Below are 18,951 nucleotides of genomic sequence, written 5' to 3'. Positions count from 1 at the left end.
CCGGCGCTGCACATGACGGGGAGCCGGCATAACGGAGCCAGGCACGAGCCCGCCGACCGCGACGAGATCCGGTCGGTCCGCGAGTGTCCGGTGAGTGCGACAAACAGCACGGACGCGGGCGACCGAAAAGGGAGGTCCCCCGTGGAGGGTGTCCACAGCACGGAAGCCGTGATCGACAACGGTTCCTTCGGCACGCGTACCGTCCGGTTCGAGACCGGCCGGCTCGCTCGCCAGGCGGCGGGAAGCGCCGTCGTCTACCTCGACGACGAGACGATGGTCCTGTCCGCCACCACAGCGTCCAAGCATCCCAAGGAGAGCCTGGACTTCTTCCCGCTCACCGTCGATGTCGAGGAGCGGATGTACGCCGCGGGCCGGATCCCCGGCTCGTTCTTCCGCCGGGAGGGCCGGCCGTCCGAGGACGCCATCCTCACCTGCCGCCTGATCGACCGCCCGCTGCGCCCGTCCTTCGTCAAGGGCCTGCGCAACGAGGTGCAGGTCGTGGCGACGATCATGGCGCTCAACCCCGACCACCTGTACGACGTGGTGGCCATCAACGCCGCCAGCCTGTCCACCCAGCTCGCCGGGCTGCCGTTCTCCGGCCCGATCGGCGGCGTCCGCGTCGCGCTGATCGACGGCCAGTGGGTGGCCTTCCCGACCCACACCGAGCTGGAGCGCGCGACCTTCGACATGGTCGTCGCCGGCCGGGTGCTCGAGGACGGCGACGTCGCGATCATGATGGTCGAGGCCGAGTCGACCCGCGACACCCTTAAGCTCGTCGCCGACGGCGCGGCCGCCCCCACCGAGGAGGCCGTCGCCGAGGGCCTGGACGCCGCCAAGCCGTTCATCAAGGTGCTGTGCGAGGCGCAGGCCAAGATCGCTCAGGTCGCCGCCAAGGAGACCGCCCAGTTCCCGATCTTCCTGGACTACCAGGAGGACGCCTACGACGCGGTCGCCGGCGCGGTCAAGAGCGAGCTGGCCTCGGCGCTCACCATCGCGGGCAAGAAGGAGCGCGAGACCGAGCTCGACCGGGTCAAGGCCCTGGCGCTGGAGAAGCTCGGCGGCGACTTCGAAGGCCGGGAGAAGGAGATCTCCGCGGCGTTCCGCTCGCTCACCAAGAAGCTCATGCGCGAGCGCGTGATCAGCGAGGGCGTGCGCATCGACGGCCGCGGCACCAAGGACATCCGGCAGCTCAGCGCCGAGGTCCACGTGATCCCGCGGGTGCACGGCTCGGCCCTGTTCGAGCGCGGCGAGACCCAGATCCTGGGCATCACCACGCTCAACATGCTGCGCATGGAGCAGATGATCGACACGCTCAACCCCGAGCGCACCAAGCGGTACATGCACAACTACAACTTCCCGCCCTACTCCACCGGTGAGACCGGCCGCGTGGGCTCGCCCAAGCGCCGCGAGATCGGCCACGGCGCGCTCGCCGAGCGGGCGCTGGTGCCGGTGCTGCCCACCCGTGAGGAGTTCCCCTACGCCATCCGCCAGGTGTCGGAGGCGCTGGGCTCCAACGGCTCGACCAGCATGGGCTCGGTCTGCGCCTCCACCATGGCCCTGCTGGACGCCGGCGTCCCGCTCAAGGAGATGGTCGCGGGCATCGCCATGGGCCTCATCGGCGAGGGCGACCAGTACGTCACGCTGACCGACATCCTCGGTGCCGAGGACGCCATGGGCGACATGGACTTCAAGGTCGCCGGCACCCGTGAGCTGATCACCGCCCTGCAGCTCGACACCAAGCTGGACGGCATCCCGGCGACGGTGCTGGCCGGCGCGCTCAAGCAGGCCAGGGCCGCGCGGCTGGCGATCCTCGACGTGATGCAGGAGGCGATCGACTCCCCGGCGGAGATGAACCCGACCGCGCCGCGCATCATCACGATCAAGGTCCCGGTCGACAAGATCGGCGAGGTCATCGGCCCCAAGGGCAAGATGATCAACCAGATCCAGGACGACACCGGCGCCGAGATCACCATCGAGGACGACGGCACGATCTACATCGGGGCGACCGACGGCCCGTCGGCCGAGGCCGCGCGCACGACGATCAACTCGATCGCCAATCCGCACATGCCCGAGATCGGCGAGCGCTACCTGGGCACGGTCGTCAAGATCGCCGCCTTTGGCGCGTTCGTCAGCCTGCTGCCCGGCAAGGACGGCCTGCTGCACGTCTCCCAGATCCGCAAGCTGCACGGCGGCAAGCGCATCGAGAACGTCGAGGACGTCATGAACGTCGGCGACAAGATCCAGGTGGAGATCGCCGAGATCGACTCGCGCGGCAAACTGTCCCTGGTGCCCGTCGAGGTCATCGAGAAGGAGGCCGCGGCCAAGGCCGAGAGCGGCGGCGACGACGCCTCTCCGGCGGCCGACGCCGAGCCGCGCGAGGAGCGGTCCGATCGGTCCGGCGGCGACCGGCCGCGCCGCACCCGCACCCGGTCCGGACGGGACGAGCGCAACTCGTGACGACCACCACTGTTCACCCCGGCAAGGACGGCGCCGGGGTGGTGCGGCGCACCGTCCTCCCCGGGGGGCTCCGCGTGGTGACCGAGACCATGCCGACCGTGCGTTCCGTCGCGGTCGGCATGTGGGTCGGCATCGGGTCGCGGGACGAGGCCCCCGAGCACACGGGGGCCACCCACTTCCTGGAACACCTGCTGTTCAAGGGCACGCCGACCCGTGACGCCCTGGAGATCTCCTCGGCGATCGAGGGCATCGGCGGCGAGATCAACGCGTTCACCGCCAAGGAGTACACCTGCTACTACGCGCGGGTGCTCGACGAGGATCTCCCGCTGGCCATCGACGTGCTGGCCGATGTCGTCACCTCCTCCCTGATCACCGCCGAGGACGTCGAGTCCGAGCGCGGAGTGATCCTGGAGGAGATCGCCATGCACGACGACGACCCCTCCGATGTCGTCCACGAGCAGTTCTCCGAGCAGCTGTACGGGGACACCCCCATCGGCCGGCCCATCCTCGGCTCGGTGGACTCCATCAACGCGCTCACCCGTGACCGCATCGCCGAGTACTACCAGCGCTACTATCTGCCGCCGCACACCGTGGTGTCGGTGTGCGGCAACGTCGCCCACGAGCGGGTGGTCGAGCTGGTCGCCACGGCCTACCAGCGGGCGGGCGCGCTCGGCGGCACCGAGCAGCCGGAGCCGCCGCGCCTGTCCGGCCCGGGGGCGGGGCCGCGGGCCGGCGTGCGCGTCATCGACCGGCCGACCGAGCAGGCCAACCTGGTGCTCGGCACCACCGCCTACTCCCGCACCGACGACCGCCGCTTCGCCCTGGGCGTGCTCAACGCCGCCCTCGGCGGGGGCATGTCCTCCCGGCTCTTCCAGGAGATCAGGGAGAAGCGAGGGCTGGCGTACTCCGCCTACAGCTACACCGCGCAGTACGCCGACACCGGCCAGTTCGGCGTCTACGTCGGCTGCCTCCCCGGCAAGATCGAGGACGTGCTGAAGATCTGCCGCGAGGAGCTCTCCCGGGTGGTCGCCGAAGGCCTGAGCGCGGACGAGATCATGCGCGGCAAGGGCCAGATGCGCGGCGGGCTCGTCCTCGGCCTGGAGGACACCGGCTCGCGCATGTCCCGCATCGGCAAGAGCGAGCTGGTGTACGACACGCTCATGTCGGTGGACGAGGTGCTGGAGCGCATCGAGGCGGTCACCCCCGACCAGGTGGACGCCGCGGCCAAGGAGATCCTCACCCAGCCCCTCACCCTCGCCGTCATCGGCCCCTACGGCGACAAGGACTTCAGCCCCTTCATCGCCTGACCCGCCATCCGCCCAGGGTGCCCGCGCCGTCTCCCGGCCCGGGCACCTTCGGCTTCTCCGGCCCTCCCTCCGGCGCCCCCCGGCCGGTGCCGTCCGCGGCTCTCCGACCGCCACTGCCGGCTTCGTTCAGCCCGGGAGAAAGCCGGTGGCGGCGACGCCTCCATCGGCAGGCGGCGCCGAGACGTACGGAGGCTCGGGCACGGAGCGGTGGCCGCACCGTCCCGCGGCGTGGTTGCCGGTACGCTTGGGGCTCGTGATCAGGGTTGGAGTTCTGGGCGCCAAGGGGCGCGTCGGCGTGGAAGTCTGCAAGGCCGTGCACGCGGCGGACGACATGGAGCTGGTCGCCGCGGTCGACGTGGGCGATCCCATCGAGTCGCTGTCGGGCGCCGAGGTGGTCGTCGACTTCACCCACCCCGACGTGGTGATGGACAACCTGAAGTGGTGCATCGAGCACGGAGTCCACCCGGTGGTCGGTACGACCGGGTTCGACGCCGGGCGCCTTGCCACCGTCCGGGGCTGGCTGGAGGCCAATCCCGGGGTCGGCGCGCTCATCGCCCCGAACTTCGGCATCGCCGCCGTGCTGATGATGCACTTCGCCCAGCAGGCCGCGCGCTACTTCGACTCGGTCGAGATCGTCGAGCTGCACCACCCCGGCAAGGCCGACGCCCCCTCGGGCACGGCGCGCCGCACGGCCGAGCTGGTCGCCGAGGCGCGCCGCGCGGCCGGCCTCGGCGCCATGCCGGACGCCACGACCGCCGAGCTCCCCGGGGCGCGCGGCGCGGACGTCGACGGCGTGCGGGTCCACGGTGTGCGCCTGGCGGGCCTGATCGCCCACCAGGAGGTCCTGCTCGGCGGGGACGGCGAGATCCTGACGATCCGCCACGACACCATGAGCCGCGCGTCGTTCACCCCGGGCGTCCTGCTCGGTGTCCGGCGCGTCCGCGACCTGCCCGGCCTCACCCTCGGCCTGGAGCACCTCCTCGACCTGTGAGCCCCGTGCGGGCCGCCACAGGGCCGTAGGAGGCCGTTCGCCCCGGAGCGCCGAGCCGCGGGCCGGGGCCGCGTACGCCGGAGCGCCTCAGGCGGGTGAGAGGGCGAGGCCGATCGTGAACAGCAGGCCGAAGACGAGCTGGAGGCGGCCGGTCTGCTGCAGCGTGGCGATCAGCGACGGCCCGGTCGCCCCCTGGCGTACCGTGACGGCCGGGCGGAGTGCGAGCGGCAGAGCGAGCACCGTGACCGCCGCGAACGGCTGGGCGAACGCCAGGGCCAGCGCGACGACGAACGGCACCAGCAGGCAGCACACGTACAGAGCGCGGGTGCGCGCGTCCCCGAGGACGACCGCGAGCGTCCGCTTGCCGGCCGGGCCGTCGGTGACGATGTCGCGCAGGTTGTTCACCACCAGCAGCGCGCAGGCCAGCAGCCCCACCGGCACGGCCGCCGCCACCGCCTGCCACGGCAGCCGTTCGAGCTGTACGTACGTCGTGCCCGCGACCGCGACCAGGCCGAAGAAGACGAACACCGAGACCTCGCCGAGCGCGCGGTAGCCGTACGGGCGCGCGCCGCCGGTGTAGAACCACGCGGCGGCGATCGCCAGCGCTCCAACGGCGAGCAGCCACCAGGCGCGGGTCACCACGACCAGCACCAGCCCGGCCACCGCCGCGGCCAGGAAGCAGGCGAAGGCCGCGATCAGCACCGAGCGGGGGGTGGCGACGCGGGAGCCGACCAGCCGCAGCGGGCCGACGCGCTGCTCGTCCGTGCCGCGCACTCCGTCGCTGTAGTCATTGGCGTAGTTCACGCCGATCTGGAGCAGCAGCGCCACGAACAGGGCGAGCAGGGCCCGCCACCACACCGCCCCGCCGTAGGAGATCGCGACGCCCGTGCCGACGGCGACGGGCACCACCGCCGCGGGGAGAGTGCGGGGCCGTGCCCCGGCCAGCCACTGAGCGGGTGTCGCCAACGTCGCCTCTTCCGTGAGTCCGGTCCCGGCACGGCCGCATGGCGCGAAGGGTGGGTTCGCCGCCGAGCCGCCCAGGAAAGTGCCTATGCAGGGTAGAGCATTCTCCATCCGCACCGGTTCCCGGGTCCGCGAGCCACCAGGAGGGCGCGGTCGCCACGGCATGGCGTCCAGCGCCGGGCCGCTGTGGGGTGGTCGTTGCCGGCCCTCCGTTCCTGAACGTGTCCCCGGCTGCTCCCTGGGATCCCCCCTTGACCAACAAGCAAATGCTCATCCTGAGGCGTTCACGGGAGCCGACGACCGGGCGGAACGGCATCCAAAGATCGCTTCCCGGACGGCCCTGCGTGTCAGGCATTCAGCGATCTCCGCACGGCGGCGTCCACCAGCTCATGGATCTCCTGCTCGGTGAAGATGTCGGGCAGTGTCAGCCGCTCCACGATGAGCCAGTTCAGGGCGAGGTAGAGGAGGACCGCCGAGGTCGAGTCGCCGGGCAGACCCGAGACGGCGTGGTGGCCGATGTTGGCGTCGATGTCCTCGCGGATGCGCTTGGTCAGCACGGCGCGCAGCTCAGGGCGGCGAGTGGACTCGAGCCGGAGCTCAAGCAGGGCCAGATAGCCGGAGTTGAAGGCGGAGACCCGATCCACCAGTTCATGCATGAGCTCGGCGTAGCGGGTCTGGTCCTGCACGCCCTCTCGGCTGCGGGCGATCGTGGCCTCGTCGGGCAGCAGCCGCTCATAGATGCGCCCGCCGACCTGGGTGAACAGGTCGTCGCGGTTGGCGAAGTAGTTGGAGGCCGTGCCCGGAGGCACGGTCGCCTCCGCATCCACGGCCCGGAAGGTCAGCCCTCGCGCACCTTCCTTGGCCAGCACCTCGATGGCCGCGTCGATCAGCGCCTGCCGCCGTTCGGGATTTCTCCGCACTTGACACCACTCCGACTGTAGTACTACGTTTTCACCACTACAATCAGAGTACTACATGGAGAGTTGTTCGATATGCGAAAACTCGTCTACTACGTCGCCGTCTCGCTCGACGGCTGCATCGCAGGCCCCAACGCCGAGTTCGACTTCTACCCCCTGTCGGACCAGATGGCCGCCTGGATCAACAGCGCTTACCCTGAGACGGTCCCCACGCACGTCCGCAAGCTTGCCGGCCTCGAGGGCGTGCCCAACAAGGTCTTCGACACCCTGGTGATGGGCCGCGGCACCTACGAGCCTGCGCTGGAGGTCGCCATCACCAGCCCGTACTCCCACCTGCGCCAGTACGTCGTCTCCAGCACGCTGACGATCGATGATCCCGGTGTGCGAGTGGAGACGGGCGACCCGATCGAGCTCGTGCGGCGGCTGAAGGCCGAGGACACCGGCATGGACATCTACCTGTGCGGCGGCGGCAGGCTCGCCGCCTCCCTGCTCCCGGAGATCGACGAGATCATCCTCAAGAGCTACCCCGTGGTGGCAGGAGCGGGCATCCCGATGTTCTCCGGGCGGTTCCGTCCCACCCTGTTCACCCCTACCAGGCGCGAGTCCTTCGACAACGGCGCCCAGGTCACCTGGCTCACCCGGGCTTAGCACCCCGAGGAGCGGTGTTGGGGAGTCGCCGGTCCGCGAGAGCGGCCTTGGACGGCCGGGAGGGGGAGTTCAGCGGATGTCGGTGGCCAGGCGGATCATGCGGACGCCGTGGTCCAGGTCGAGGATCCGCTCGGCCTCGTCCGGCGCCCAGCCGGCGGAGGCGAAGAAGTCGACCATGGCCTTGTCCTCGGCGAAGACCCAGGTGACCACCGTGGTGAAGCCGTCCTCGCGCAGGTGGTCCACGGTGGCGTTCAGCAGGCGGCTGCCGTGTCCGCGGCGGGTGTGGCCGGGATCGACCAGCAGCGTGAGCAACTCGGCGGTGGTCTCGGGATCGAGGTCGGCGTCCTCGGCGGGCCCGTGTGAGGCCAGGCCCACCACGCGCTGCCCGCCCGGCTCGCCGCCGTGCTCGGCCAGCGAGGTCAGCAGGTCCTCGGTCTCCACGGCGACCAGGAGGCGATGGCGCGGAGTGGGCGGGGCCACGACGGCCTCCTCCCACTGGCGGTGCCAGATCTCCTGGGCGGCCGGGCCGGTCATCTGCTCCAGCGGCTCCTCGGGCAGCACGTGCCGGTAGGCGGCCTTCCACGCCCTGATCTGAGTGGCCGTCACCGCCGGGACGTCCTCGCGCCGCGCCGCGCGCACCCCAACGTCAGCCATCGCCGCCACCCTTCTTCCGTCTCGCTCACACCGTATCGGGGTTCGAGCCTGAACCGATCGTCCGCCCCGTCGCCGTACCGGCGCACACGCTCACGCGGCCACGAAGCTCCTTGCCTTCGGTCATGCACACCTCATGTCGCAGGCGGGCGTGATCCCCGCGCACAGGACGAAACGAGAGCCTCCGCGCCGGCGGGGTCATGGTGGCACGCATCCCGGCTCGGCGTACGGCTCGCGGCCGGTCAGGAGGACAGAGGAGCCGGCCGGCGCCGGGCGCGGTAGGCGCGGGTCTTGGTGCGGTTGCCGCAGGTGCGCATCGAGCACCACGACCGCGAGCGGTTCTTGGAGGAGTCGATGAACGCCCACTGGCAGGTGTCCTCGGCGCAGACCTTCAGCCGCGGCCAGTCGCCGTCCGCGCGCGCTTCCAGGAGGGCGGCGGCGAGCAGCCCGATCCCACGGGCCGCTCCGGTGCCGAGCGGCTCGGTGATCGGGATCGAACCGGCCGCGAGGGTGACCCGCAGCGGCAGCGCGGTGAACGCGGCGTCCAGGCCGGCGGACGTCGCCCTCGCGGGGCCGTCCGCAGGATGGTCGTGACGCAGCGCCGATCGGAGCCCTTCGCGCAGGTTGACGGCCAGCACCAGGTCGTCGTCCGCCGCGCGGTCGGCTTCGGAGATCAGCCCGCGCTCGCGTAGCCACACGGCCAGCTCGGCGGGGGAGGCCAGCTCGTCGGTGTCCGCCTCGACGTCGTAGGTGTTCACGAAGTCACGGAGCAGTTCCGCCGGCCGATCCATGTCACAACTGTAGGGCAGCACCGCGAGCACGCCGGGAGCGCCGGCTCTTCACGTCCGGCCTCGGCGTGCGGTCAGGTGGGGCGGGAGGTGATCTGCTCGTCCAGCGCGGCGCCGAGGCGGCGTACTCCTTCGGACAGTTCCGAGACGTGGGTGGTCGCGATGTGCGTCACGCGGATGTGCGGCGACGGCGGCTCGGCGGAGTGGTAGATGGCCCCGGGGCTGACCAGCACGCCGGCACGCTGGGCCGTTTCCATGAGCGTCGTCTCGTCGACGTCGCCGGGCAGGCGCAGCCACAGGTGCAGTCCGCCGGGGGGAACGAACGGCACGCGTGCGGCGGGGAGGTGGCGGGCCAGGGCGGCCGCCAGCGCGTCGCGCCGTACGGTCAGCTCGGCGGTCACCGCGGCCTGGTGGCGCCGCCAGGCGGGGGAGCCGACGAACTCCAGCACCGTCTCCTGCAGCGGGCGGGCGACGAAGAACGACTCGACGAGCTGGGAGGCGCGCAGCCGCCGCGCCGCCGGGCCCCGGGCGATCAGCGCGGCGACCCGCATGCTGGGTGCGGTGACCTTGCTGAGCGAGTTGACGTGCACGACGGTGCCGTGGGTGTCCATGGTGATCAGCGACGGTGGTACGGGCGCCGTGGTGAGGTAGCGCGCGTAGTCGTCCTCGACCACGAACGCCCCCGCCGCTCTGGCCACGGCGAGCACCTGCTCGCGCCGCGCGGCCGGCAGCACTGCTCCGGTGGGGTTGTGCAAGGTCGGCTGGCAGTAGAAGACGCGGGCGCCGGTGACGGCGAACGCCTCGGCGAGCAGGTCGGGACGTACGCCGTCGTGGTCCACCGGTACGGCGACCGCGCGCAGCCCGGCGGCGCGGGCGGCGGCCAGGGCTCCCGGGTAGGTGGGGTTCTCCACCAGCATGGGGGCGCCCGGCGCCGACAGTGCACGGAACGCGTGGGTGAGCGCCGCCTGGCCGCCGCTCACGATCAGGACGTCGGACCGGGTGATGCCACCACCCACCTCGGCGGCGAACCAGCGCCGTAGCTCCGCCAGGCCGGTCAAGGGGGGTGGCGCCCAGGCGCCGGGGCGGCGCAGCGCGCGGGCCGCGGCACCGGCCAGAGCCCTGTCCGGGCGCAGCCCCGGGTGGAGGTAGCCGCCGGTCAGCGGGATGACGCCCTCCGGCGGCGGGGTGAGCAGCCCGGCCACCGCCGAGTCGTCGACCCACCGGTCCCCGAGCGCCACCGTCTGCCAGGACAGGTCCACCGTGTCGCCCGCCACGGCGGCGGACGAGGAGGCGGGCGCGACGAACGCGCCGCTGCCGGGGCGCACGATCACCCGTCCCTCCGCCGACAGTGTCGCGAGGGCCCGGGACACGGTGACCGGGCTCACGCCGTAGCGCCTGACCAGCTCGCGGCTCGACGGCAGCCGGTCACCAGGACGCAGCCCGGCCGCTTCCGAGCGCAGGGAGGCGGCCACTCGACCGATACTGCTATCGTCATTCATGAAAGATGACAGTAGCGCTATCGTCCGCCAAGCGATAGCGATCCCCCCGGCCGCCGATTCGATCACGAGCGTGGAAGTCCCGGCTGACGGCAGAGCCGGTCAGGATGGGCGGTGGGTGGGGACGGCGCTGGCCGCGCTGGGAGTGCTGGCCTTCTCCGGGACGTTCCCCGCGACGGCGTTCGCGCTGCGCGGCTTCGACCCCTACTTCGTGGCGGTCGGCCGGGCCGCCGTCGCCGCGTTCGCCGCAGGGGCCTGCCTGCTGGCCGCGCGAGCCCCGCTGCTGCCGCCCCGCGCGCACCTGCGGGCCTACATCGCGATCGCGCTGGGCGTGGTGTTCGGGTTCCCGCTGTTCAGCGGGCTGGCGCTGGCCGCGGGGGCGAGCGTCTCGCACGCGGCGGTCGTGGTCGGGCTGCTGCCGGCCGCCACCGCCGTCACCGCGGTGCTGCGCGCGGGGGAGCGCCCTCGTCCGCTGTTCTGGGTGGCGAGCGCCGCGGGCGCCGCGGCCGTCACCGCGTTCACGCTGGTCAGAGGAGGCGGGCGGCCATCGGCCGCGGACCTGCTGATGCTGGCCGCGCTGGTGTGCGCGGCGGTCGGCTACACCGAGGGCGGCCGCCTCGCCCGGCACACCCCGGGATGGCGGGTGATCTCCTACGCGCTGGTGATCGCCGCCCCGGTGACCGTTCCGCTGGCCGTGGTCCTCGGGTCGGTGGTTCCGCACCGGGTGACGGCGGACGCCCTGGCCGGGTTCGCGTACGTCTCGCTGGTGTCGATGTTCCTGGGATTCGTTCCGTGGTACGCGGGCCTGGCCCGGGGCGGCATCGCCCGCGCCGGCCAGACGCAGCTTCTGCAGCCGCTGCTGGCGCTGGTGCTCGCGTGGTGGCTGCTCGCCGAACGGCTCGACCTCATCACCCTGGCCGGCGCCCTCGCCGTCCTGGTCTGTGTCGCCCTGACGCAACGTGCCCGCTGATCGGCGGTCAGGCGCCCGGGGACACGGAGTAGACGAGGCGGAAGCGGTCGCCGGGGACGACGATGTCGCCGGTCTCGACCGGGTGGTCGCCCGCCCAGTGGGTGCGCTCGATGTGCAGGACGTGCACGCCGGTGGGCAGGTCGAGCAGGTCGCTCTCGGTGGGCTCGGGAATGCGGGTGTGGACGCTCTCGCGGATGTCGGTGACCTTGACGCCCGCGGCGGACAGGCGGGCCAGCAGGCTCTTGCGCCCGCCGGTGCCCTCTTCGGGGAAGGGATGGGCGCGGCCGAGCTCGGCGGGCTCGTAGGAGGTGGCGAGCTGCATGGGCTTGCCGTCGGCACGGAACACGTAGCGGGTGCGCGTCACCGGGTCGGCGGGGTCGAGCCGGAGGCGGCGGGCGATCTCGGGCCCGGCCTTGACCGGTTCGCTGCGCCAGTCCCAGGTGGCGCGGGCGCCGCCGGTCTGCGGGCCGGCGGTGAACGGGGCGTCGTGGTCGATGGCGCGGCAGCGCTGCAAAGGGTACAGAACGGACTTCTCGCGGACGTAGTGCCCTGATCCGACCTTGCCGATGATCAGCCCTTCGGCCGCCAGGACGCGCAGTGCGTGCCGGGCCGCCGTCTCGCCCACCCGGAAGCGCTGGGTGAGCTGCGCCCGGGAGGGGATCGGCGCACCCGGCGGAAGTGTGCCGTCGTTGATCTGCGTCCGCAGCTCTTCGACCACGCGGAGGTACACCGGGTCGTTGCCAGCCATGCGTCCATCCTCATGGATCTTGGAGAGATCGTTTCCCTATCTTGCCGTAATCAGAGGACGACTAGGAGTAATGGCGAACGGTTGGAGTCCCAACTTTACGAAACGTGATTCTGTGCTGACGGCTCGTGTGGAAGTGCGGGTCGTGGGGGTGCTCGGCGTGCCATGAGAGCGGCGGCCGGCTGCTCGGGTGCCCTCGGGAGACCGGCCGGTGGGCGGGGCCGTCCCCCTCGCAGGCCCCGCCCGGCCGGACGGTTCCGAAAATTCTTCTCAGAAGCGTGTAACGCCCGCGTAAGCGGACCCGATTGCACGGTAGAGGTCGTCGATGTGTGTACCCCCGAGCACATATCGACGGCCTCTTTCTTCGTCCCGGATCCAGGTCGCGCGGTGTCCGCCCATGTCGGGCGATCTCCCTCCAGGCCGGGTACGCGCCCGGCGGCGCCGGGAACCGGGGTGGCGGGGTCCACCGTCTCGGCGGATCCGGGTACCGTTCCGTCTATGGCATCGCCCACAGGAACCTCCGACGCGCCCTTCGGGCGCATGCTGACCGCGATGGTCACGCCGTTCACCGCCGACGGCGCCGTGGACACCGAGGGTGTCCAGCGTCTCGCCGCCTACCTCGTCGACGAGCAACGCAACGACGGCATCGTCGTCAGCGGGACGACAGGGGAGTCGGCCACCACCAGCGATGCCGAGAAAGAGCTGATCCTGCGCGCGGTGCTCGAGGCGGTCGGCGACCGGGCCACCGTCGTGGCCGGCGCGGGCACCTACGACACGCACCACTCGGCCGGGCTGGCCAGGGCCGCCGAGCGCGCCGGCGCCCACGGCCTGCTGGCGGTGACGCCGTACTACAACAAGCCGCCCCAGGAGGGCCTGTACCGCCACTTCAGCGCGATCGCCGACGCCACCGGCCTGCCGGTCATGCTGTACGACATCCCGGGCCGCACGGGTACGAAGATCGCCGAGGAGACGCTGCTGCGCCTGAGCGCCCACCCCCGCATCGCCGCGGTGAAGGACGCCACCGGTGACCTGTTCGCCGGCTCCCGGGTGATGGCCGCCACCGATCTGGTCTTCTACTCCGGCGACGACGCGCTCAACCTGCCCTGGCTGTCGGTCGGCGCCGCAGGCTTGGTCAGTGTGGTGGGCCACGTGGTGGGCGCCGACCTGGCCTCGATGATCCAGCTCTTCCAGTCGGGGCACGTCGAGGGCGCCCGCTCGGTCCACCAGCGCCTGTTGCCCATCGTGACCGGCATCATGACCAGGACCCAGGGTGCGATCATGGTGAAGGCCGCGCTCGGCCTGCTCGGCCGCCCCGCCGGTCCGGTGCGCCTGCCGCTGGTCGACGCCACCGCGGAGCAGATCGCCCTCCTCCGCGAAGACCTGGTGGCCGGCGGCGTGAAGGTGCGCGACTGACCCGAAACGCGCATCGGCCCGGCCGCCCTGTGGGGCCGCCGGGTCGGCGCGCGACAATTGTCTGGCTTGCCCGCCGCGTGACTACCGTGAGCGGCGGAAGGTCCCATCCGGACGAGTCGCCGCGGGTCGCCGCGGCAGGGAGGAAATGAGAGTTTGAGAGAGAGATACGACGATCTCGGCCGGCGCGGCCGCGGGCGGCTCGGCGAGGGAGCCGTACGCCGGTGGCCGGCCGTTGTCCACGGGGGTAGAGCATGAGTCATCCGCATCCCGAGCTCGGGCCTCCTCCGGCACTGCCGGAGCACGGCCTGCGCATCGTCGCGCTCGGCGGGCTCGGTGAGATCGGCCGCAACATGGCCGTCTTCGAGTTCGACGGCCGCCTGCTGCTGGTCGACTGCGGTGTGCTGTTCCCCGAGCCCGACCAGCCCGGCGTCGACCTGATCCTGCCCGATTTCGAGTACATCCGCGACCGCCTGGACGACATCGAGGCGCTCGTGCTCACCCACGCGCACGAGGACCACATCGGCGCCGTGCCGTACCTTCTGCGCGAGCGCCGCGACATCCCGCTGGTGGGCTCCCGGCTCACCCTCGGCATGATCGAGAGCAAGCTCGGCGAGCACCGCATCCAGCCGGTCAAGATCGAGGTGGTCGAGGGGGAGCGGCGCCGCCTCGGCCCGTTCGAGTGCGAGTTCTTCTCGGTCAACCACTCCATCCCCGACGCGCTCGCGGTCGCGATCAGGACGCCCGCCGGCATCGTGCTGCACACCGGCGACTTCAAGATGGACCAGCTCCCGCTCGACGGCCGGCTGACCGACCTCGGGGGTTTCGCCCGGCTCGGTACCGAGGGCGTCGACCTGCTGATGTCCGACTCCACCAACTCCGAGGTGTCCGGCTTCGTGCCGAGCGAGACCACCATCGGACCGGTGATCGACGAGGTGTTCCGCAGCGCGAGCAAGCGCATCATCGTGGCCTGCTTCGCCTCGCACGTCCACCGGGTGCAGCAGGTGTTCGACGCCGCGGAGCAGAACGGCCGCAAGGTCGCGCTCATCGGCCGTTCGATGGTCAGGAACATGGGCGTGGCCCGCGAGCTGGGCTACCTTCGCGTTCCGGCGGGCATCCTGGTGGACGCCCGCGAGATCGAGGAGTGGCCGCCGGAGGACGTCGTGCTGATCTGCACGGGGTCGCAGGGCGAGCCGATGGCCGCGCTGTCGCGCATGGCCAACCGCGACCACCCGATCAGGGTCGCCGAGGGTGACACCGTCGTGCTGGCGTCCTCGCTGGTGCCGGGCAACGAGACGGCGGTCAACAAGGTCATCAACGGGCTCACCCGCTGGGGCGCGCGCGTCGTGCACAAGGGCAACGCGCTGGTGCACGTCTCCGGCCACGCCGCCGCCGGCGAGCTGCTGTACGTGCTGAACGCCACCAAGCCGTCCAACTTCATGCCGGTGCACGGCGAGTGGCGCCACCTGCGCGCGCACGCCAAGCTCGCCGCGCTGACCGGTGTGCCCGATGACCACATCGTCATCGCCGAGGACGGCGTGGTGGTCGACCTGGTCGACGGCCGGGCGCGCATCGTGGGCGCGGTGCCGTGCGGCTATGTCTACGTGGACGGTTCCTCGGTCGGCGGGGTCACCGACGTGGCGCTGAAGGACCGCCGCATCCTCGGCGACGAGGGGTTCATCTCGGTGGTCGTGGTGGTCGACTCCACCACCGGCAAGGTCAGCGGCGGGCCCGAGGTGTACGCCCGCGGCTCGGGCATCGAGATCGACGCGTTCGACGCGGTGATCCCGCTGATCGAGAAGGCCCTGCAGGACGCCGCCGCGGACGGGGTCGCCGACATCCAGCAGATGCGCCGCCTGACCCGCCGCATCGTCGGGCGCTGGGTGAACGAGACCTACCGGCGCCGTCCGATGATCGTCCCGGTGATCGTCGAAGTGTGACCGCCTCGCGTCCCAGCGTGGGCGGGGACGCAAGGCGAAGCCGTCACGCCGCGCGGCGGCGTGACGGCTTCGCCGCCTCTCGTGGCCGTCCTGGGAAGGCCGGGCCCGCCGGGCGGGCCCGGGGACGACGGCGCACGAGGGCGGCCCGGGGCGCGAGACCGCGCGGCTCAGCGCAGCCGGCCGGCGCCCGCGAGGAGCGGGACGGTGACCGGCACCGCGACCGTGGGGTCCACGCGCGTGTGCAGGGTGGGCGTCCAGCCCACCTCGCCCGAGATGTCGGGGTCGTGGGTGGCGTTGTGCGCCGCGAGGATGTCCAGCGGGCGCACCCGGACGCCGGAGGCCACCAGCGTGCCCTGGGCGTGCAGGGTGGTGCCGCCCCAGTTGTAGATGATCTTCCCGGGGTCCACGCCCGCGCCCAGGCGGAAGAAGTTGTTCTCGGCGTAGATCCGCGACTCCACGCCCGCGCCCAGGCTGTACTCATAGCCGTCCGGCGAGGGGACGTCGTAGAAGTTGTTGTAGACGTGCACCTGGCCGAACCGCACGCGCGGCGCACGCTGCAAGATCGTGTCGAACACGTTGTGGTGGACGGTCACGTTCAGCTTGCCGCGGTCGCTCGCGGGGTTGTTGGTCGAGCCGATGAGCATGGTCTTGTCGTGGTCGGCGAAGCGGTTCCACGAGATGGTGACCAGGTCGGAGCCGGCGGTGACGTCCAGTTCGCCGTCGTGCACCTGGTAGGGCCGGCCGAAGTACAGCGGCTGGGCCGAGTCGGGGTTGTTCCCGTCGTCGAAGTCGTTGTGGTCCACCCACACGTGGGTCGATCCGGTGACCGAGATGTTGTCGTACAGCGAGTTCCAGTTGCCCTCGGCGCCGTCGGTCGGATCCCACTGGGGGAAGCAGTCGTGGGCGTCCTGGAAGTGGATGTTCCTGATGATGACGTTGTCGGCCTTGTCGACGTGCAGGTTCAACCCCTTGATCACGGCATCGCCCACGCCGATGATCGTGGTGTTGGAGCCGACCTTGGGCTTGATGTGCGCGGTCTGCGCCTTGGCCGAGGCCGCGCGGGCGTCCTCCATCGGGCCCGAGGGCTCGGTGTCGCGTCCCCATACGGCGGGGTCGTAGGCCGCGAGGTACCCCTGCCTGGTGTAGCCGCCGGTGGCGTAGTCGTCGCAGGTGAGGCGGGCGCCGGAGTCGTCGGTGTTGCCGTCGATGACCCCGCGGACATAGATGATCTTCGGGGCCGGGTCGCCGCCGGCCAGGGCCGCGATCAGCTCCCGGCGGTCGCGCACGGTGTGGACGTGGGCGTCGTCGGCCGCGGATCCGCCGGTGGTCCCGGTGGTCGCGGCGGCCCACCCGTCGCCCGCCGGCAGGGTCTGCCGGCCGAGCGGGACGCCGTGGCCGGTGGCGGCCGAGGCCGCGGGGGCCGCGGCCGGCACGATGGCGCACAGGGCGGCGGCCAGGACGGCCAGGCCCGTGGACGCGGCCTTCGATGGTGCTGGCAAGGGACTTCCTCCTGGGTCAGGGAGGCTTCCGCTCGGGGCCGAGGGGGCCTCCAGGGGGTAGGGGCCCGGGCGGGCGCCTCCCCGGTGCGGCGCCCGGCCGTTCACAGGCCGTCGACGATCTCCAGTGCGCGGTCGATCAACTCGGCCAGCCGTTTGATGTGCTCGGGCGCGGGTTCGCACAGAGGGGCGCGTACGGGCCCGACGTCCAGGCCGCGCAGCCGCACACCGGCCTTGACCAGCGAGACCGCGTACCCTGCGCCCTGGCGGCGCAGCTCGACCAGCGGCCGGTAGAACTCGTCGATGAGCCGGTCGGTCACCGGGTCGTCGCCGGCGAGCAGGGCCTTGTAGAACGCCATGGCCACCGTCGGGGCGAAGCAGAACACCGCCGAGGAGTAGCGGGTGACGCCGAGGCCGCGGTAGGCGAGCGCCGACATCTCGGCGGTGGGCAGGCCGTTGAAGAACGTCAGCCCGGTCGTGGCGGAGCGGACCGCGCTGATCGTCCGCTGCAGCAGGTCCAGGTCGCCGTGGCCGTCCTTGAGGCCGACGATGCGCGGGTGCCGGGCCAGGTCGACCACGGTCCGCGGCTCGAAGATCGCGTTGTCGCGCTGGTAGAGGATCACCGGCAGGCGGGTGCCGTCGGCGAGTGACCGGTAGTGGCGGCGCAGGCCCTCCTGGTCGGGCTGGACGAGGTAGGGCGGCAGTGCGAGCAGTCCGTCGGCGCCGGCCTCCTCGGCCGCGGCGACGAAGAGCGAGGCGAGCGCGGTGGCGTACCCGGTGCCGGCGATGACGGGCACCCGACCGGCGGTCTCCTCCACGGCGGCGGCGACGCAGGCCGCGTAGTCCGAAGGGCTCAGCGAGGGGAACTCACCCGTGCCGCAGCAGGCGAACACCGCGCCGCATCCCGCGGCCACGCCGTCGCGGACGTGCTCGCGGAAGGCGTCGAGGTCGAGCCGCTCCCGGTCGTCGCAGGGCGTGACGGGAAAGAAGAGCGGCCCGTCGAGCCGATCCACCAGCGAATTCATACGGTCCTCTCTCGTACACATGCCAGGACTGTATTCACGTATATGAACAGAAGGAACGTATGGCGACCGACCGCCGCCAGTCAAGGGAGCGGGCGGAGCCGGCGGGCGTCCCGCCGAAATGCGTGAGCGGCCAAGGGTTGACAGTGTGCGTGCGTCGTTCCTACGTTGACGGCGCGTCCACAAGTGTGAACCTTGTTCAGAAATGTGTCACCCATCACGACCGACCGAACGGAGCGCGAGGTGGCGTCAACCGGAACAGCGGTGGCGGGGGGACGTCCCCGGGCCCTGCGCTGGGCCCCGTACCTGCTGATCTCACCGACGGTCCTGCTGATCGCGGTGTTCCTCGTCTACCCGATCGGCAGCGTCCTGTACTACAGCCTCCAGCACTACAACCTGACCAAGCCCTGGGCCAACGGGTTCGCGGGCCTGGCCAACTTCCGGGAGATGCTCTTCGAGGACCCGCTGTTCTGGACCAGCCTGGGCTTCACCGCGAAATGGGTCGTCGCGGAGATCGGGTTGCAGCTCGTCCTCGGGCTCGCGCTGGCGTTGATCGTCAATGAAAGTTTCATCGGCCGCGGCCTCGCCCGGGCGATGGTGTTCTCCCCGTGGGCGGTCTCCGGAGTGCTCACCACCGGCATCTGGATCCTGCTCTACAACCCCACCACCGGCATCGTGCGCTACCTCGGCGCGCCGGAGGCCGCGGTGCTCGGCAACCCCGACACCGTCTTCGGCGCGCTGGTCCTCACCGAGCTGTGGCGCGGCGTGCCGTTCTTCGCGATTCTGCTGCTCGCCGGCCTGCAGGGCATCCCCGGCGAGCTGTACGAGGCGGCCGCGGTGGACGGCGCCGGGCGCACCCGGCGCTTCCTGCACGTCACCCTGCCCCACCTGCGCGACGCCATCGTGCTGGCCACGCTGCTGCGCTCGGTGTGGGAGTTCAACAACGTCGACCTGATCTACACGCTCACCGGCGGCGGCCCGGCCCAGGTCACCACCACGCTGCCGCTGTACGTGGCCCAGCGGGCGATCGACTCCAAGGACTTCGGATACGGCTCGGCGCTCACCACGGCCGGGTTCGTGATTCTGCTGTTCTGCTCGCTGCTGTACCTGCGGCTGAGCCGGTTCGGCGCGGACCACAAGGGATGAGGGG

Annotated in this window: 16 protein-coding genes; 8 read left to right on the top strand and 8 right to left on the bottom strand. The window is 71.5% G+C overall.

What is annotated here, in order from left to right; all coding sequences use genetic code 11:
- The first annotated feature begins 141 nt into the window (after positions 1–141).
- From IEY93_RS13450 to dapB, 3 genes are all read left to right on the top strand, one after another.
- Positions 142–2,457 (top strand): polyribonucleotide nucleotidyltransferase, encoded by a 2,316-nt coding sequence (locus IEY93_RS13450; RefSeq protein ID WP_189163362.1) that lies wholly within the window; start codon positions 142–144, stop codon positions 2,455–2,457.
- On the top strand, positions 2,454–3,764 hold the full coding sequence (locus IEY93_RS13445) for a M16 family metallopeptidase (RefSeq protein WP_189163361.1): 1,311 nt from the start codon (positions 2,454–2,456) through the stop codon (positions 3,762–3,764). Before IEY93_RS13450 ends, IEY93_RS13445 begins: the two co-directional genes overlap by 4 nt.
- Before the next feature lie 253 nt (positions 3,765–4,017).
- Entirely contained in the window at positions 4,018–4,755 is a 738-nt protein-coding gene (dapB, locus tag IEY93_RS13440) for a 4-hydroxy-tetrahydrodipicolinate reductase (protein WP_189163360.1), read from the top strand.
- Between the two features lie 87 nt (positions 4,756–4,842).
- Here dapB and IEY93_RS13435 read toward each other — a convergent pair whose 3' ends face one another.
- Together IEY93_RS13435 and IEY93_RS13430 are read right to left on the bottom strand one after the other, a co-directional pair.
- Entirely contained in the window at positions 4,843–5,721 is an 879-nt protein-coding gene (locus IEY93_RS13435) for a 1,4-dihydroxy-2-naphthoate polyprenyltransferase (protein WP_189163359.1), read from the bottom strand.
- 344 nt (positions 5,722–6,065) lie between these two features.
- A complete protein-coding gene (locus IEY93_RS13430) occupies positions 6,066–6,638 on the bottom strand; it encodes a TetR/AcrR family transcriptional regulator (RefSeq protein WP_189163358.1) in 573 nt (190 codons plus the stop codon).
- 72 nt (positions 6,639–6,710) lie between these two features.
- Here IEY93_RS13430 and IEY93_RS13425 point away from each other — a divergent pair, with 72 nt between their 5' ends.
- The gene (locus tag IEY93_RS13425) at positions 6,711–7,283 is read left to right on the top strand and encodes a dihydrofolate reductase family protein (RefSeq protein ID WP_189163357.1); all 573 of its coding nucleotides are present in this window, start codon (positions 6,711–6,713) and stop codon (positions 7,281–7,283) included.
- A 69-nt stretch (positions 7,284–7,352) separates the two neighbouring features.
- Here IEY93_RS13425 and IEY93_RS13420 read toward each other — a convergent pair whose 3' ends face one another.
- From IEY93_RS13420 to IEY93_RS13410, 3 genes are all read right to left on the bottom strand, one after another.
- Complete coding sequence (locus IEY93_RS13420) at positions 7,353–7,937, bottom strand: GNAT family N-acetyltransferase (protein ID WP_189163356.1); 585 nt, start codon at positions 7,935–7,937, stop codon at positions 7,353–7,355.
- A 239-nt stretch (positions 7,938–8,176) separates the two neighbouring features.
- Positions 8,177–8,725: a CGNR zinc finger domain-containing protein gene (locus IEY93_RS13415; RefSeq protein WP_189163355.1), complete on the bottom strand. Its 549-nt coding sequence runs from the start codon at positions 8,723–8,725 to the stop codon at positions 8,177–8,179.
- Positions 8,726–8,796: 71 nt separating this feature from the next.
- Positions 8,797–10,203, bottom strand: coding sequence for an aminotransferase-like domain-containing protein (locus IEY93_RS13410; protein WP_229691111.1), 1,407 nt, complete (start codon positions 10,201–10,203; stop codon positions 8,797–8,799).
- A 133-nt stretch (positions 10,204–10,336) separates the two neighbouring features.
- Here IEY93_RS13410 and IEY93_RS13405 point away from each other — a divergent pair, with 133 nt between their 5' ends.
- Positions 10,337–11,188 (top strand): DMT family transporter, encoded by an 852-nt coding sequence (locus IEY93_RS13405; RefSeq protein WP_229691103.1) that lies wholly within the window; start codon positions 10,337–10,339, stop codon positions 11,186–11,188.
- A 7-nt stretch (positions 11,189–11,195) separates the two neighbouring features.
- Here the strand turns inward: IEY93_RS13405 and IEY93_RS13400 are convergent, their stop codons facing one another.
- Positions 11,196–11,936 (bottom strand): GntR family transcriptional regulator, encoded by a 741-nt coding sequence (locus tag IEY93_RS13400; RefSeq protein WP_189163352.1) that lies wholly within the window; start codon positions 11,934–11,936, stop codon positions 11,196–11,198.
- Positions 11,937–12,431: 495 nt separating this feature from the next.
- On the opposite strand from IEY93_RS13400, the gene dapA reads away from it, so the two are divergent.
- Together dapA and IEY93_RS13390 are read left to right on the top strand one after the other, a co-directional pair.
- Positions 12,432–13,346, top strand: coding sequence for a 4-hydroxy-tetrahydrodipicolinate synthase (gene dapA / locus IEY93_RS13395; protein WP_189163351.1), 915 nt, complete (start codon positions 12,432–12,434; stop codon positions 13,344–13,346).
- A gap of 251 nt (positions 13,347–13,597) precedes the next feature.
- Positions 13,598–15,283, top strand: coding sequence for a ribonuclease J (locus IEY93_RS13390; RefSeq protein WP_189163350.1), 1,686 nt, complete (start codon positions 13,598–13,600; stop codon positions 15,281–15,283).
- A gap of 167 nt (positions 15,284–15,450) precedes the next feature.
- On the opposite strand, the gene IEY93_RS13385 is transcribed toward IEY93_RS13390, so the two are convergent.
- Positions 15,451–16,782 carry a pectate lyase family protein gene (locus tag IEY93_RS13385; protein ID WP_229691102.1) on the bottom strand — a complete coding sequence of 444 codons (1,332 nt, stop codon included), beginning with the start codon at positions 16,780–16,782 and terminating at the stop codon, positions 15,451–15,453.
- Between the two features lie 101 nt (positions 16,783–16,883).
- Positions 16,884–17,804, bottom strand: coding sequence for a 5-dehydro-4-deoxyglucarate dehydratase (locus IEY93_RS13380; protein WP_189163349.1), 921 nt, complete (start codon positions 17,802–17,804; stop codon positions 16,884–16,886).
- Positions 17,805–18,044: 240 nt separating this feature from the next.
- On the opposite strand from IEY93_RS13380, the gene IEY93_RS13375 reads away from it, so the two are divergent.
- Positions 18,045–18,947: a carbohydrate ABC transporter permease gene (locus tag IEY93_RS13375; protein WP_203968044.1), complete on the top strand. Its 903-nt coding sequence runs from the start codon at positions 18,045–18,047 to the stop codon at positions 18,945–18,947.
- Positions 18,948–18,951: the final 4 nt, after the last annotated feature.

The sequence above is a fragment of the Sphaerisporangium melleum genome, from assembly GCF_014646695.1.
Lineage (GTDB): Bacteria > Actinomycetota > Actinomycetes > Streptosporangiales > Streptosporangiaceae > Sphaerisporangium > Sphaerisporangium melleum.
Note: the sequence above shows the minus strand (reverse complement) of the source record. Positions and strands in the feature narration are given on the sequence as shown.